The organism is Roseateles sp., from assembly GCF_036486225.1.
Taxonomy (GTDB): domain Bacteria; phylum Pseudomonadota; class Gammaproteobacteria; order Burkholderiales; family Burkholderiaceae_C; genus Roseateles.
The window spans coordinates 18,272-33,138 of sequence record NZ_DASVNZ010000007.1 but is presented as its reverse complement, the minus strand read 5'-3'; the positions used below and the strand labels follow the sequence as shown (position 1 = coordinate 33,138).

The 14,867-nt window shown below is 69.3% G+C and carries 13 protein-coding genes; 6 read left to right on the top strand and 7 right to left on the bottom strand.

Annotated features, from left to right (window positions below; genetic code table 11):
* Together VF536_RS00695 and VF536_RS00690 are read right to left on the bottom strand one after the other, a co-directional pair.
* Window positions 1-1,134: a 3-deoxy-7-phosphoheptulonate synthase gene (locus VF536_RS00695; protein WP_331612844.1), complete on the bottom strand. Its 1,134-nt coding sequence runs from the start codon at window positions 1,132-1,134 to the stop codon at window positions 1-3.
* Window positions 1,135-1,186: 52 nt separating this feature from the next.
* A complete protein-coding gene (locus tag VF536_RS00690; RefSeq protein WP_331612843.1) occupies window positions 1,187-2,113 on the bottom strand; it encodes a DMT family transporter in 927 nt (308 codons plus the stop codon).
* A 115-nt stretch (window positions 2,114-2,228) separates the two neighbouring features.
* Between VF536_RS00690 and VF536_RS00685 the strand changes: the two genes are divergently transcribed.
* The 5 genes from VF536_RS00685 (at window position 2,229) to VF536_RS00665 (ending at window position 6,882) form a co-directional block, all read left to right on the top strand.
* A complete protein-coding gene (locus VF536_RS00685; RefSeq protein ID WP_331612842.1) occupies window positions 2,229-3,179 on the top strand; it encodes a LysR family transcriptional regulator in 951 nt (316 codons plus the stop codon).
* Between the two features lie 154 nt (window positions 3,180-3,333).
* On the top strand, window positions 3,334-4,374 hold the full coding sequence (locus VF536_RS00680) for a quinone-dependent dihydroorotate dehydrogenase (protein WP_331612841.1): 1,041 nt from the start codon (window positions 3,334-3,336) through the stop codon (window positions 4,372-4,374).
* Between the two features lie 174 nt (window positions 4,375-4,548).
* Window positions 4,549-4,875, top strand: a complete 327-nt coding sequence (locus VF536_RS00675; RefSeq protein WP_331612840.1) for an iron uptake protein — start codon at window positions 4,549-4,551, stop codon at window positions 4,873-4,875.
* A gap of 17 nt (window positions 4,876-4,892) precedes the next feature.
* Entirely contained in the window at window positions 4,893-6,578 is a 1,686-nt protein-coding gene (locus VF536_RS00670) for a PepSY-associated TM helix domain-containing protein (RefSeq protein WP_331612839.1), read from the top strand.
* A complete protein-coding gene (locus VF536_RS00665) occupies window positions 6,571-6,882 on the top strand; it encodes a DUF3325 domain-containing protein (RefSeq protein WP_331612838.1) in 312 nt (103 codons plus the stop codon). The genes VF536_RS00670 and VF536_RS00665 overlap by 8 nt, the downstream gene beginning before the upstream one ends.
* 68 nt (window positions 6,883-6,950) lie before the next feature.
* Here the strand turns inward: VF536_RS00665 and VF536_RS00660 are convergent, their stop codons facing one another.
* Window positions 6,951-7,445, bottom strand: a complete 495-nt coding sequence (locus VF536_RS00660; protein ID WP_331612837.1) for an FxDxF family PEP-CTERM protein — start codon at window positions 7,443-7,445, stop codon at window positions 6,951-6,953.
* A gap of 242 nt (window positions 7,446-7,687) precedes the next feature.
* Here VF536_RS00660 and VF536_RS00655 point away from each other — a divergent pair, with 242 nt between their 5' ends.
* Window positions 7,688-9,085: a hypothetical protein gene (locus VF536_RS00655; protein ID WP_331612835.1), complete on the top strand. Its 1,398-nt coding sequence runs from the start codon at window positions 7,688-7,690 to the stop codon at window positions 9,083-9,085.
* Here the strand turns inward: VF536_RS00655 and parC are convergent.
* The 4 genes from parC to VF536_RS00635 form a co-directional block, all read right to left on the bottom strand.
* The gene (parC, locus tag VF536_RS00650; protein WP_414710242.1) at window positions 9,072-11,435 is read right to left on the bottom strand and encodes a DNA topoisomerase IV subunit A; all 2,364 of its coding nucleotides are present in this window, start codon (window positions 11,433-11,435) and stop codon (window positions 9,072-9,074) included. The two genes, VF536_RS00655 and parC, sit on opposite strands and share 14 nt — an antisense overlap.
* An 82-nt stretch (window positions 11,436-11,517) precedes the next feature.
* Window positions 11,518-12,246 carry a lytic transglycosylase domain-containing protein gene (locus tag VF536_RS00645; protein WP_331612833.1) on the bottom strand — a complete coding sequence of 243 codons (729 nt, stop codon included), beginning with the start codon at window positions 12,244-12,246 and terminating at the stop codon, window positions 11,518-11,520.
* Entirely contained in the window at window positions 12,243-12,788 is a 546-nt protein-coding gene (locus tag VF536_RS00640) for a GNAT family protein (protein WP_331612832.1), read from the bottom strand. Before VF536_RS00640 ends, VF536_RS00645 begins: the two co-directional genes overlap by 4 nt.
* Before the next feature lie 15 nt (window positions 12,789-12,803).
* On the bottom strand, window positions 12,804-14,804 hold the full coding sequence (locus VF536_RS00635) for a DNA topoisomerase IV subunit B (protein ID WP_331612831.1): 2,001 nt from the start codon (window positions 14,802-14,804) through the stop codon (window positions 12,804-12,806).
* Between the last annotated feature and the right edge of the window lie 63 nt (window positions 14,805-14,867).

Here is a 14,867-nt window from a genome sequence, read left to right as displayed (position 1 = left end):
TCAGGCCACGCGTCGCTCGCGACGTTGGCGCACCGCCGCCGCCAGCGAGCGCATCAGCGGCTCGGTCTGGCTCCAGCCCAGGCAGGCGTCGGTGATCGACACGCCGGGCAGCAGGTCGGACTTGGTCTGGCCGGCCAGCAGGTCCTGGCGGCCCGGCTGCAGGTGCGACTCGACCATCACGCCGGTGATGCGCTCGTCGCCGCCGGCGATCTGCGCGCCGACGTCGTGTCCGACGTCGATCTGGCGCTCGTACTTCTTCGACGAGTTCGCGTGCGAGAAGTCGATCATCAGTTGCTCGCGCAGCCCCGCCGCCTTCAGCACCTCGGCCGCCGCCTGCACCGAGGCCGCGTCGTAGTTCGGCGCCTTGCCGCCGCGCAGGATCAGGTGGCAGTCATCGTTGCCGCGGGTCTCGAAGATCGCGGCCAGGCCCATCTTGGTCATGCCCATGAAGGCGTGGCTCGCGCGCGCCGCCAGCACCGCGTCGGCGGCGATCTTCACCGAGCCGTCCGTGCCGTTCTTGAAGCCCACCGGGCAGGACAGGCCCGACGCCAGCTGGCGGTGGCTCTGGCTTTCCGTGGTGCGCGCGCCGATGGCGCCCCAGGCGATCAGGTCGGAGATGTACTGCGGCGACAGCAGGTCCAGGAACTCGGTGCCCGCGGGCAGGCCCAGCGCCGTGACGTCCAGCAGCAGCTGGCGCGCCAGTCGCAGGCCTTCGTTCATGTGGAAGCTGCCGTCCAGGTGCGGGTCGTTGATGTAGCCCTTCCAGCCCACCGTCGTGCGCGGTTTCTCGAAGTACACGCGCATCACGATCAGCAGGTCCTGCTGCAGTTCGCCGCGCAGGTCCTTGAGCAGCCGGGCGTAGTCCATCGCCTGGCCGTGGTCGTGGATGGAGCACGGGCCGACGATGCACAGCAGCCGGTCGTCGCGGCCGTGCAGCACGTCGCTGATCTCGCGGCGCGCGGTCTCGACGACCTTCAGCGAGGCTTCCGGCAGCGGCAGCTCGTCGAGCAGCAGCGCCGGCGAGATCAGCGGGCGGACCGCGTCGATGCGGGTGTCGTCGGTGCGGGTGTCGTCGCGGGTGGAGTCGGCGGAACCGATCTCGCGATCGTGCTGCGGGTGGTCGAGGTGCTTCATGGCGGCGGCGGTGCGCCCTCTCGGGCGCCGAATCGCGAAATGGAACCGCCGATTATCCGCCCGACCGGGACATCGAGGCGAGTCCCACCGAGGTAGCCGACACGACGAAGCCCGCCAGCGCCAGCGCGCCGAAGTGCTCGCCGAGCAATCCCATGCCCATCAGCGCCGACACGCCGGGGATCAGGTAGAAGAGCTTGGCCACCGCGCCGGCCTGGCCGCGCCGGATCATCACGAACATCAGGCTGAACGCGCCGATCGAGTTCACCAGGCCCAGCCACAGCGTCGAGCCGAGGAGCTCCAGGCTCCAGTCCGGCGCGCCGGGCTCGCGCCAGAGCGCCAGCGCCAGCACGGCGAGCGCGGAGACCGTCATCTGGATGCCGCTGCCGGTGCGCAGGTCCATGCCGGCGCAGAAGCGCTTCTGGTACAGCGTGCCGGCGACCAGGCCGGTCAGGCCGAGCAGGCCCGCGCCGTAGGCCATCCAGGCGCCGCCGCCCAGGGGTCGGTCGACGATCACCAGCGCCACGCCCGCCGCGCCGCCGAGCATGCCCAGCCACTGCGCGGCGCTCATGCGCTCGGCCAGCCACAGGTGGGCGCCCATGGCGGTGGCCAGCGGCATCATCCCGATCAGCAGCGCCGCCACGCCGGTCGGCAGGCCCCAGGCGATCGCGCAGTAGACGCCGGAGAAGTGCAGCACCTGCATCAGCAGCCCGACGACGCCGAGGTGGATCCAGGCCCGCGCGGTCTTCGGCCACGGCGCGCGTGTCGCTACCGACACGGCGAGCAGCACCACCGCCGCGAGCCCGAAACGCAGCGCCAGCAGCGTGAACGGCCCCGCATGCGGCAGCGCCAGCTTGCCGGCGACGTAGCCGGTGCTCCACAGCAGGATGAACAGCACCGGCAGGCTCAGCGCGACGAGGGCGCCGAGACGGTCTGGCCGCGCGGGGCCAGGGGTGGCAGTGAGCAGGATCGAGGTCGTCATCGCGGACTCCCAGGTGAACAGCGATGGGATGAACTCTAGAAATGAAGCCTATCGGACACAATCCGCTGTCGATTCGTTTTAGAGTTTCCAGATCGAGAACAATCGGAGGATCGCCATGGGACGCCTGGAAGACCTGCAAGCCTTCGCCCGCGTCGTGGACGCGCGCAGCTTCTCGGGCGCGGCCAAGCTGCTGGGTGCGACGAAATCCGCCGTCAGCAAGCAGGTGGCGCGGCTGGAGCAGCAACTCGGCACCCGGCTGCTGCACCGGACCACGCGCAGCATCAGCCCCACCGCGGAGGGCCGCAGCGTGTACGAGCGCGCCCAGCGCCTGATCGAGGAGGCGCAGGCGCTCGATGCGGAACTCGCCGGCCAGCGCGAACAGCCTCGCGGCGTCCTGCGGCTGAGCACCTCCACCGCCTTCGGCAACCTGCAGTTCACCGCGCTGATGGCGGCGTTCTGCGCGAGGCATCCGCAGCTGCAGGTCGTGCTCGGGCTCAACGACCGCTACGTCGACCTCGCCGAGGAAGGTTTCGACGTCGTGATGCGGCTGACCGGCCGCCCGAGTCCCGGGCTCGTCGCGCGCAAGCTGGCCGACATCCGCTTCGTGCTGTGCGCCTCGCCGGACTACCTCGCCCGACACGGCACGCCGACGGCGGTCGCGGACCTGGCCGGGCACCGCTGCCTGCGCTTCGGCTACCTGCATGCGCCGGAGCGCTGGCGCTTCCGGCATCCGGTCGACGGCGAGGCCGAGGTCGAGATCTCCGGCGCGCTGCGCTTCGAGAGCGGCCTCACCGCCAACAGCAGCGAGTCGCTGCGCGTGGCGGCGCTCGCCGGCATGGGGCTGGCGGTGCTGCCGACCTACGCGATCGGCCGCGACCTGCGCGAGGGCCGGCTCACCGCCCTGCTTCCGGACTGGACGCCGCTGGGCGGACCGGCCGAGGCGAACGTGCTCTACGCGGTGTATCTGCCGAGCCGCTTCCCCAGCCCCAAGGTCCGGGCGCTGATCGATTTCTGTGTCGAACGGTTCGGCGACGTCCCGCCGTGGGATCGCCCGGAACCCGCCTGACACCCGTATCGGCCGGCATTCCGGTGGATCCGCCGCGGCACTCGTCCGGGCCCCGGCCCGTTCGGGCCAGGGAGAGTCCCCCATCACCGTTCGCACGCCAGGAGTAGGCACGGCGCGGGCGGTTCCGGGCGCGATGAGACAATCCGCCCCCATCATGGCTCTCATCCCCTACGGCTTCGCCCGTCCCTTCCTGTTCGGTCTGGATCCCGAACACGCGCACGAACTGACCCTGGGCAGCATCGCCCGTCTGCAGAACACCCCCGCCCAATGCGCCTGGGCGCAGACCCGGGTCTCGGATCCGGTGACCGTCGCCGGACTGCGCTTCCCCAACCGCATCGGCCTGGCCGCGGGCCTCGACAAGAACGGCCGCTGCATCGACGGCCTCGGCGCGATGGGCTTCGGCTTCATCGAGGTCGGCACCGTCACGCCCAAGGCGCAGCCCGGCAACGACAAGCCGCGCATGTTCCGCCTGCCCGCGAAACAGGCGCTGATCAACCGCCTGGGCTTCAACAACGAGGGGCTGGACGCGTTCATCGCCAACGTGAAGCGCTCGCACAGCTTCCGCCACCACGGGGGGCTGCTCGGCCTGAACATTGGCAAGAACGCCGCGACGCCGATCGAGCGCGCGGTCGACGACTACCTGATCGGTCTGGAAGGCGTGTTCCCGCACGCCGACTACATCACCGTCAACATCTCCAGCCCCAACACCAAGAACCTGCGCCAGCTGCAGAGCGACGAGGCGCTGGATGCGCTGCTCGGTCCGCTGCAGGTGCGCCGCCTCGCGCTGCAGGACGAGAGCGGCCGCCAGGTCCCGCTGTTCGTGAAGATCGCGCCCGACCTCGAGGAGGATCAGGTCGCCGTCATCGCTGCCAGCCTGAAGCGCCACGGCATCGACGGCGTCATCGCGACCAACACGACGATCTCGCGCGAGGCCGTGCAGGGCCTGCCGCATGCGGCCGAAGCCGGCGGCCTGTCGGGCGCCCCGGTGTTCGAAGCCAGCAATCGCGTGATCCGCCTGCTGCGTTCGGCGCTGGGCAGTGGCTACCCGATCATCGGCGTGGGCGGCGTGCTCAGCGGCGAGGACGCCCGTGCCAAGCTGCAGGCCGGCGCGGACCTGGTCCAGCTCTACACCGGCCTGATCTACAAGGGTCCGGCGCTGGTGCCCGACTGCGCGAAGGCGATGGCGCGGCTCTGAACTGCATCGGTCTTCTACCCTTCCCTTCCAACCTCACAAGGCGCTCCTTCCGGAGCGCTTTTTCGTTGGCGCGTTCAGCAAAGACCTGCTGCCAGACCTGGAACTTCATCCGGTGTGGGCCGTTGCGAAGACGATAATGCCTCGCATTACCATTTGACCAACGCCAGCCCGCCCATGATTGACACCGCGACCAGTCCCGCCCGTGGGGGGAGCCGACCGCTGCCGCTCCAGCTCCTGTCGCGCATCGCCGCAGCCATCCTCGGCGGCTACGCGTTCTGCTGGGGCTTCATCGCGATCGCGCACAGCGGGCTGTATGCGCTGGGCATGTCCTTCCACGACGCCGAGCACCTGAGCGCCATCCTGGGCGTGCTGCTCTTCCTGGTGGTGTTCCTGTGGAGCTTCGCGGCGCGTCGCATCGGCGTGACCTGGGCGGTGCTGCTGACCGGCGCCGGCGTCATGACCGGAGCGGCCGCGCTGATCCAGCGCGCGCTGCTCGCCTGACGCGAAAGGAGCGGACCATGTTCCAGAACTTCCGGCTCTCGATGGCCTGGCTGCACACCTGGTTCGGCCTGGTGCTGGGTTTCGTGCTGATGGTGGTGTTCTTCTTCGGCGCGCTGTCGGTCTTCGACCGCGAGATCGACCGCTGGGCGATCCCGTCCTCGCGCTTCGAGCCGCAGCCGATGCCGTCGTTCGACCAGATCCTCAAGCCCGCCTTCGAGAAGATGCAGCCGGCCAAGGAGGCCGTCGCGCTGCTCGAGGGTCGCGTCAACGGCCCGCTGCCGGAACGCTTCGACGACGTCAGCAGCTGGGGCGCGTACACGACGCACCGCGATCCGGTGGTGTCGGTGTTCGCGGGCTTCAAGGTCCCGAACGCGAAGGATCCGGACGAGACCGTCTTCGCGGTCCACGCGCTCGATCCGCGCAGCGGCGCGGTGCTGCCGCAGGGCCAGTTGCGCATCGGCAGCGAGTTCTTCTATCCACTGCACTACAGCCTGCACTTCAGCTGGAAGGACCTGGGCTACTGGATCGTCGGTTTCTCGGCGCTGATGATGCTGGCCGCGCTGGTCAGCGGCGTGGTCATGCACCGCAAGATCTTCCGCGAGTTCTTCACCTTCCGCCGCAACAAGACCGTGCAGCGCAGCGCGCTGGACCTGCACAACCTGACCGGCGTGGTGGCCCTGCCCTTCCACTTCTTCTTCGCGTTCACGGGGCTGGTGATCTTCGCGGGCATCTATTTCCCGGTGGCGCACACGCAGCTGCACGACCTGCACGACCTGTCCGAACGCCTCGAGGCGAAGGAGACCGGCCTGCCGCACGAACGCGCCGGCGTCGCCGCGCCGCTGGCGTCGGTCGACGCGATGGTGGCCGAGGCGCAGCGCCGCTGGGCCGCCAAGGGCATGGCCGGCGACGTGGGCTTCGTCAACCTGCAGCACGTCGGGGACGCCAACGCCTACGTGAGCGTGTATCGCGCCGGCACCGACCGCGTCGCGCTCACCGGCGAAGGCGTCCACTTCAAGGCGAGCACCGGCGAGCTGCTGCGCGAGGATCCGCCGCGCACCGCCGTCGACAGCGTCAACGAGTTCCTCACCGGGCTGCACCTGCAGCACTTCCGCCACTGGCTGCTGCGCTGGCTCTACGTGCTGGGCGGGCTGCTGGGCTGCGTGTGCATCGCGACGGGCTTCCTGTTCTTCGTCGAGAAGCGCAAGCAGCAGCACGCCAAGGCGGGCGGACAAGGCAGCCGCGTCGTCGACGCGCTGGCGGTGACGACGGTCACCGGCATGCTGGTCGCGACGATGGCCATGCTGATCGCCAACCGGCTGCTGCCGGAGTCGCTCGCCGACAAGGGCGAGTGGGAGCGCAATGTCTTCTGGGGCACCTGGGCGCTGACGATGGTGCATGCCTTCGTGCGCGGCGGCGCGGTTGCAAGGGCGAAGATGAATCCGGCCTGGCGCGAGCAATGCTGGGTCATCGCCGTGGGCGCGGCGTCGGCGGTGGTCGCGAACGCGCTCACGACGGGCGACCACCTCGGCAAGACGCTGTCGGCCGGCTACTGGCCGGTCGCCGGTATGGATCTGAGCTTGATCGCGACGGCCGCCGTCGCCCTCTTCGCCGCGGGGAAGCTCGCGCAGAGGGTCAGGCGTTCAGCGTCGGCAGAGTCGGCGTCGCCGTCCGCCCTGAAGACCGCGGGAGCCCGTCATGGCTGAGCCCGTTGTGCTGCTGAGCGCCGCCGCCGCGAACGCCGTGCTGGGCTTCGGCTGGCTGGCATTGGCGATGGACACCCACTGGGAGCAGGTCCACGGCGAAGAGGCGCCGAAGGCGGCCACCGCCCGGAATCTCCGCGCTGCCGGCGTGCTGGCGCTGGCGCTGTCGCTGGGCCTGTGCCTGAGGGCGGATCACCCGTCGATGGCCGCGCTGGTCTGGCTGATGCTGCTCGCGGGCGCCGCGTCGGCCGTCGCGGCCACGCTGTCGTGGCGCCCGCGATGGCTGAAGGTGCTGTGGCCGCGTTGAGCGGCTGAAAGAGAAACGGCCGCGTGAGCGGCCGTCAAGGCAGCGGCCGCACCCTGCGGCCGCGACTATCAGTCCTGGCGGCGGCGACGCGCCGCGACACCGATGCCGGCCAGGCCGGCCAGCATCAGCGCATAGGTCGCGGGCTCCGGCACGGCGGCCGCGACGACGTCGACCGTCGTCGACAGCACCGCGATGCCGCCGAAGCCGGCACCGCTCAGCGAGCCGCTGGCGATCAACTGATACGTGCCGGCGGCCAGGTTGGCGTAACGGAAGCCCGTCGCGCTCAGGTCCAGATCGGTCAGGCCGTTCAGGCCCGCGAAGCTGAAGCTCACCGACTGCAGCGGCACGTTGAAGCCGTTGTCGAAGTTGATGTTGGTCGCCGCGAACACCGAGCCGGTGACATCGGAGGCCTGCGTCAGGGTGAAGGACCCGAGGACGACCTGCGAGAAGCTGCCGTTCGGGGTCACGTCCGGCGTGACGAACACGGGATCCAGCGTTGCAGCGCCCGCGGCACCGGCGATCAGCGTGGCGGCGAGCGCCAGCGCGAGAGACTTCAATTTCATGGCTGCCGATCCGTCAGTCGAGTTGATTCGTGACGGAGTTTGCACCGCGCCACCTGTTCGTGTCCTGCACGAAACGGCGACTTTTGTTGCGGTGCGTCACAGCCGCCAGGGACAGGGGACACGCCGTGTCCCCTGCGCTCTTTCCAGGACAGGTACCGACCCGGCATGGCCCGGCCGCAAGCGTCGGGAACGTCTGACATCGTTGCCGCCACCAATGCGCCTCGCTTCAGCCCACTGCCTGCATGTTCTCCTTCGATTGCCTTCGTCCCTTCTCCAACCTGGCCCAGCTCCTGTCGACCCACCCCTCCGACACCGTCCGACGATTGCCCCCGACACCGGCCACCACGATCGTCGCCTTGCCCGGCAAGGCACAACTCGTGTTCGTGCGCGATGCCGACTTGATGCGGACATTGGCGCGCGATCGAGCGCTCGACCGCGGCCCGGGCGTCAATCTGCTGAAATCGGTCTTCGGCCCGGACACGCTGTTCCTGATGCCGCACGGCAAGCTGCATGAGCGCCGGGCCGGCGAGTTCAACCGTCACTTCGGCCAGCGCCACATCGAGGCGCTGACGCCGGAGATCGCCGCCCACGCGAACCGGGCGGCGGCCACGACCCGAGCCGCCCTCTCAGCGGCGCCAGACGCGCCAGTGGACATGCGGGACATCATCCTGCGCTACCTCTTCGACGTGGGCGCGCGTGCCATCGCCGGTGTCGACGTCGATCTCTGCGATCAGGTCGACGTGTTCAGGCGCGGGGTGGAGGCGCTGCACCGGGAGGCCACATCGATGCTCAAGACCGCCCTCGCCGCCAACCTGCCCGGCACGGCGCCCTACATGGCCAAGGAGGCGCGCCGCGCCGCCGACGAGTTCCATGAGGCCGGCCGCAGGATGCTCGTCGCGGGCGCGGACCGGCACGACATCGGGGACTCCCTGGCCTTGAGCATCCTCAAGCGCCACAAGATCGATCCAGCGCAGGTGAACGAAGCGACGCGGCTGCCGAAGCCCGTGCTGGTCGACGCCGCGATGAGTCTCGCGGCGTCGCTGTTCACCACCGGCAACCAGATTGAAAGGACGCTCCACCACTTCTACGAGCACCCCAAGGAACTCCAGCAGCTGCGGCGCCTCATCCGCGAGGACTTTCCGGACGGCGTGGGCGAGGTGACGCAACTGCGCAACTGCCCCACACTGCGCCAGCTCCTGCCGGCCACCCTGACCGAAAGTCCGGTGGGCATCGTGTCCCGGGATGTCCTGGACGCAACATCCTTCACCGACGGCAACGGCACGTCGCACCCGCTCCGGAAAGGAGACGCGGTGATCTTCGACATCGAAGACATGCAGGCCCGGCACGTCCCGGACATCGACCTGGCGCTGGCCGAAGACGGTCGGCCGACACTGGAACTGTTCAACCAGCGGCATGACGACATCGTGCAGACCTTTTTTTCCGGTCCGAACCGATGCCCCGGTCGCTATCTGGCGGTCGCGGATTCCCAGCTGTTCCTCATCGAGATGCTGTCGAAGTTCGACGGCCAGTCCATCGATCGGAACCGTCCGCTGGAACGCGGCATCGTGAACCGGCTCGGCGGCAGTCCCCTGATGAGACTGACACCGGTCCGGACCGAACGGGCGATCAGCCCGCCGTGACGCGCATCGGCTTGGTCATGACGTCACAGGCCTTGCCCTTCTTGGCGCGCTTGCCGGCATAGGCCGCGAGGGCCGCGTTGCGCAGCGGCTCCTCCTTGGCCTTGCCGCCGCGGACCGTGCCGCTGACCATCAGCAGGTTCGTGAACGCGGCGACGCTGACCAGCGCGTCCTTCGGCTCCAGGTCGATCAGCGTGAGGCCGCGCCCGCCCTTGGGCTGGTGCTTGAGCTCGTCGATCGCGAAGGTCAGCAGGCGGCCGGCCATCGACAGGCAGGCGACCTGCACACCCGCGGGCTCTCCCTTCGCGGCGGCGACCGGCACCACCGACGGCGGCAGCGGACGCTCCTCGCCTTCCAGGCTCAGGAAACTCTTGCCCGCCTTCTGGCGGCCGACCAGGTCGCCGACCTCGGCCACCAGGCCGAAGCCGCCGGTGCCCGCGAGCAGCAGCTTCTGCGTCGACGCGCCGGCGAAGTAATGCGCGATCTGCGTGCCCGACTCGAGCTCGATGAGCGTCGTGATCGGCTGGCCGTCGCCGCGGCCGCCCGGCAGCGCCGAGACCGGCACCGAGTACGCCCGGCCGTTGGTGCCCAGCACCACCAGCGGATCGACGCTGCGGCACGGGAACACGCCATACAGCGAGTCGCCCGACTTGAACGCCAGCGTCGCCGCATCCACCTCGTGGCCCTTGAGCGCACGCACCCAGCCCTTCAGGCTGACGACGACCGTGACCGGCTCGTCGACGATGCGCACCTCGGCCACCGCGCGCTTGTCTTCCTTGATCTCGGTGCGGCGGTCGTCGCCGTACTGCTTGGCGTCGGCCTCGATCTCCTTGACCACCGTGCGGCGCAGCACCGACGGGTTGGAGAGGATTTCCTCGAGCTTGCCGGCCTCCTCGCGCAGGGTCTTCAGCTCCTGCTCGATCTTGATGAACTCCAGCCGCGCGAGCTGGCGCAGTCGGATTTCCAGGATGTCCTCGGCCTGGCGCTCGCTCAGCTTGAAGCGCTCGATCAGCGCAGGCTTCGGTTCATCCGAATGGCGGATGAGCGCGATGACCTCGTCGATGTGCAGCAGGATCTCGTGGCGGCCTTCCAGGATATGGATGCGGTCGCGGACCTTGTCCAGGCGATGCTGCGTGCGCCGGGTCACCGTGTTCAGCCGGAAACCGATCCACTCCGTCAGGATCTTGCGCAGCGTCTTCTGCGTCGGGCGGCCGTCGTCGCCGACCATCGTCAGGTTCAGCGGCGCCGTCGTCTCCAGGCTGGTCTGCGCGAGCAGCGTGTTGATGAAGTCCTGCTGGTCGACCGTGCGGCTCTTGGGCTCGAAGACCAGGCGCACCGGCGCGTCCTTGTTGGACTCGTCGCGGGCCTTGTCCAGCACAGCCAGCACCGACGCCTTGAGCTGCAGCTGCTCCGCCGTCAGCGTCTTCTTGCCGGTCTTGACCTTGGGGTTGGTCAGTTCCTCGATCTCCTCGAGCACCTTGGCCGTGCTGACGCCTTGCGGCAGCTCGGTCACGACCAGTTGCCACTGGCCGCGGGCGAGGTCCTCGATCTTCCAGCGCGCGCGCACCTTCAAGCTGCCGCGGCCGGTGCTGTAGGCCGCGCGGATCTCGTCCGCCGAGCTGATCAGCTGGCCGCCGCCCGGATAGTCCGGACCCTTGATGATTCCGAACAGCTCGTCGTCGCTCGAGTCCGGGCGCTTGAGCAGCAGCACCGCCGCCTCGGCGACTTCGCGCAGGTTGTGGCTGGGGATCTCCGTGGCCATGCCGACCGCGATGCCGGAGGCGCCGTTCAGCAGCACGAACGGCAGCCGGGCCGGCAGCTCGCGGGGCTCGCTCTCGGAGCCGTCGTAGTTGGGCTGGAAGTCGACCGTGCCCTGGTCGAGTTCATCGAGCAGCAGGCGCGAGTAGGCCGACAGCCGCGCTTCCGTGTAGCGCATCGCGGCGGCGTTGTCGCCGTCGCGGCTGCCGAAGTTGCCCTGGCCGTCGACCAGCGGGTAACGCTGGCTGAAGTCCTGCGCCATGCGCACCATCGCGTCGTACGCGGCCTGGTCGCCGTGCGGGTGGTACTTGCCCAGCACCTCGCCGACCACGCGCGCGCTCTTGACCGCCTTCGCGCCGGTCGTGCCGGTGAAGCCCAGTCCAAGGCGCTCCATCGTGAACAGGATGCGCCGCTGCACCGGCTTCTGGCCGTCGCTGTAGGACGGCAGCGCCCGGCCCTTCACCACCGACAGCGCGTACTCCAGGTAGGCCTGCTGCGCGTACTGCGCCAGCGTCAGCGCGTCGCCCGACGGGGACTGCCCGCCCGGGCCGCCGGGTCCGTTCGGGTTCTCGAAATCAAAGGTCTCTTGGGTCATCTCTCTCATGCCGGCCTGCGCCGGTCGTTCGAATCTGCTTGCGAATGTCTTGGGGGAATGTTCTTGCGACCGCGCATGGCGCTCATTCGAGCGGCGCCGCGATCATCGTCAATTGCCTGGCCCGGCTGCCGAGGCTGCGCTGCAGCAGCGCCCAGTAGAGCTCCAGCACCAAGTGCACATGGGCCTGCGTCTCGTCGATGTCGGGCATGTGCCCCCCGGCACGCCGCACCGCGCCCTCGCCGGCGTTCCAGGCGGCCAGCGCCGCATCGAGGCGTCCGAAGCGCCGCGTCAGGTCCGCCAGCATCCGCGCACCGATCAGCACATTGGTGCGCGGATCCTGAAGGTACCCGGCGCGCCGCAGCTCGTCCGGCGTCGCGTAGCGCTGCGCCGTCGCCGCGGTGATCTGCATCAGGCCGGTCGCACCGCGCGGCGACACCGCGTCGGGCTTGAAGCCGGACTCGACCGCGATGATCGCCTTCAGCAACTCCGCGTCGATGCCGGTGGCCGCGGCCGCCTCGCGCAGGTACGGCTGCACCGCCTTCACCTCAGGCGCGATGTCCAGCCAGGTCAGCATGCGCTGGCCGTGGTCGGTCTTGCCCGGCACGCGCCGGATGCCGCTCAGCGGCGACATCACCGGCTGGAATCGGCTGTCCACCTGCACCGGCGCGAAATGCGCGATGCCGTCGGCATCCACGTAGCCCCAGAGCTCCGCGTGCGCCGGCGACAGCTTGGCCGCGAAAGCCACCGCGATGCTCAGCGCCAGCCGTTTGCGCAGCCAGCGTCCGCCGTAGGTGGGACGACCGTGGCTCATGCGGCCTCCAGCCCCTGCGCGGCGCGCGCCTCGTATTCGCGCCTGAGCAGCGACATCACGATCAGGTCGTCGAAGCCCTCGTCCATGACGCCGTCGGCATCGGGCATCGGCTCGACCCGCACGCATTCGCGCAGCCGGCCTTCCTCGACGTAACCCTCGCTGCGATACAGCGATTGCGCCCGCGTGTTGCGGCCCTTCACGTCCAGCCAGAAGCGGTGCGCCCCCAGCTGCGTGAACGCCATCTTCTTGAGCAGCCGCACGCACAGGCGGCCGACGCCCTGCCCCTTCGGGCCGAGCACGATGCGCTTGAGCTCCACCGAGCGGTTGGGATTGCGGCAGCCCTGCAGGATCACGAAACCGGCGCGCTCGGCGTCCAGCTCCACGATGAAGTGCCGCGCGTCCGGGAACCGGACGGCGCCCTCGTGCTGCGTGCGCTCCCACGGCGTGATGAAGGGCCGGTTGCCCGCGTCCTGCTCCACGCCCACGACGAAGTCCAGGTCGAACAGCATCGTGGGTCGGAGCGTGACGCGGTGTTCCAGCATGGCGCGGTCCGGGCTTCAGACGTCCACTTCGATGGAGTCGCCGTGCAACTCCATCAGTTCGCGGCGCGCGGCCGCCTCGCCCTTGCCCATCAGCTTGTTGATGGCGCCCTCGGTGTCGCCGAAGTCGAGCTCGCCGTACTGCACCTGCAGCAGGCGGCGCGTCTCCGGATTCAGCGTCGTGTCCCAGAGCTGCTCGGCGTTCATTTCGCCCAGGCCCTTGAAGCGGCTGATGCTCCAGCTGCCTTCGCGCGCGCCCTCCTTGCGCAACTTGTCGAGGATGGCGGTCTGCTCGCCCTCGTCCAGCGCGTAGAGCTTGGCCGCGGGCTTCTTGCCCCGCGCCGGCGCGTCCACGCGGAACAGCGGCGGCCGCGCCACGTACACGTGGCCGGTGGCGATCAGCTTGGGGAAGTGGCGGAAGAACAGCGTCAGCAGCAGCACCTGGATGTGGGCGCCGTCGACGTCCGCGTCCGAGAGGATGCAGATCTTCCCGTAGCGCAGGCCGGACAGGTCCGGCTCGTCGTTCTTGCCGTGCGGGTCGACGCCGATGGCCACCGAGATGTCGTGGATCTCGTTGTTGGCGAACAGCCGGTCGCGCTCGACCTCCCAGGCATTCAGCACCTTGCCGCGCAGCGGCAGGATGGCCTGGAATTCCTTGTCGCGGCCCATCTTGGCCGAACCGCCCGCCGAGTCGCCCTCGACCAGGAAGAGCTCGTTGTGCAGCAGGTCGGTGCTTTCGCAGTCGGTGAGCTTGCCGGGCAGCACGGCCACGCCGGAGCTCTTGCGCTTCTCGACCTTCTGCGCCGCGCGCTGGCGCGTCTGCGCCTGCTTGATGACGAGTTCGGCCAGCTTCTTGCCGTGTTCGACATGCTGGTTGAGCCACAGCTCCAGCGCCGGCTTCACGAAGGCGGACACCAGCCGCAGCGCGTCGCGCGAGTTCAGCCGCTCCTTGGTCTGGCCCTGGAACTGCGGATCCAGCACCTTGGCCGACAGCACGAAGCTGGCGCGCGAGAACACGTCTTCCGCCATCAACTTCACGCCCTTGGGCGCGAGCGCGTGCATCTCGATGAAGCCCTTGATCGCGCCGAACAGGCCGTCCTTCAGGCCGGACTCGTGCGTCCCGCCGGCCACCGTCGGGATCAGGTTCACGTAGCTCTCGCGCATGACCTGACCCTCCTCGGTGAAGGCCACGCACCAGCTGGCACCCTCGCCCTCGGCGAAGTTCTCGCTCTCGGAGGCGGTCGCGAACTGCTCGCCCTCGAACAGCGGGATCAGCGGATCAGCGGGCAGCGCCTGCATCAGGTAGTCGCGCAGGCCGCCTTTGTAGGTCCAGGTCTGCGTCTCGCCGGTCTTCTCCTGCGTCAGCGTCACCGTGACGCCGGGCATCAGCACGGCCTTGGAACGCAGCAGGTGCACCAGTTCGCCCTTGGGCAGGTCGGCGCTCTCGAAATACTTGCCGTCGGGCCAGACGCGCACCGTCGTGCCCTGCTTGCGGTCGCCGGCCTTGAGCTCGGCCTTGCGCGTGGCCACCGGCTCGATGACGTCGCCGCCCGAGAAGGCCAGCGTCGCGACGTTACCCTCGCGGTAGACCGTCACCTGCAGCCGCTTGGCCAGGGCGTTGGTCACCGACACGCCCACGCCGTGCAGACCGCCCGAGAAGCTGTAGGCGCCGCCCGAGCCCTTATCGAACTTGCCGCCGGCGTGCAGCCGGGTGAAGACGATCTCGACGACCGGCACGCCCTCCTCGGGATGCAGGCCGTAGGGAATGCCGCGGCCGTCGTCCTCGATGGTGATCGAGCCGTCGGTGTGCTGGGTGACGGCGATGCGCTTGCCGTGACCGGCCAGCGCCTCGTCGGCCGCGTTGTCGATCACCTCCTGGATGACGTGCAGGGGGTTGTCGGTGCGGGTGTACATGCCCGGGCGCTGCTTGACGGGCTCCAGTCCCTTGAGGACGCGGATCGAGCCTTCGCCGTAGCTTCCCGGGGCGCTGCTGGTGGGAGTGACTGCTTTGGTTGCCATGGGGCGGGATTCTATGCAGCGTCGGTGACGCTCCCGACCACCTGCCGGCAGGGGTCGTTCCCA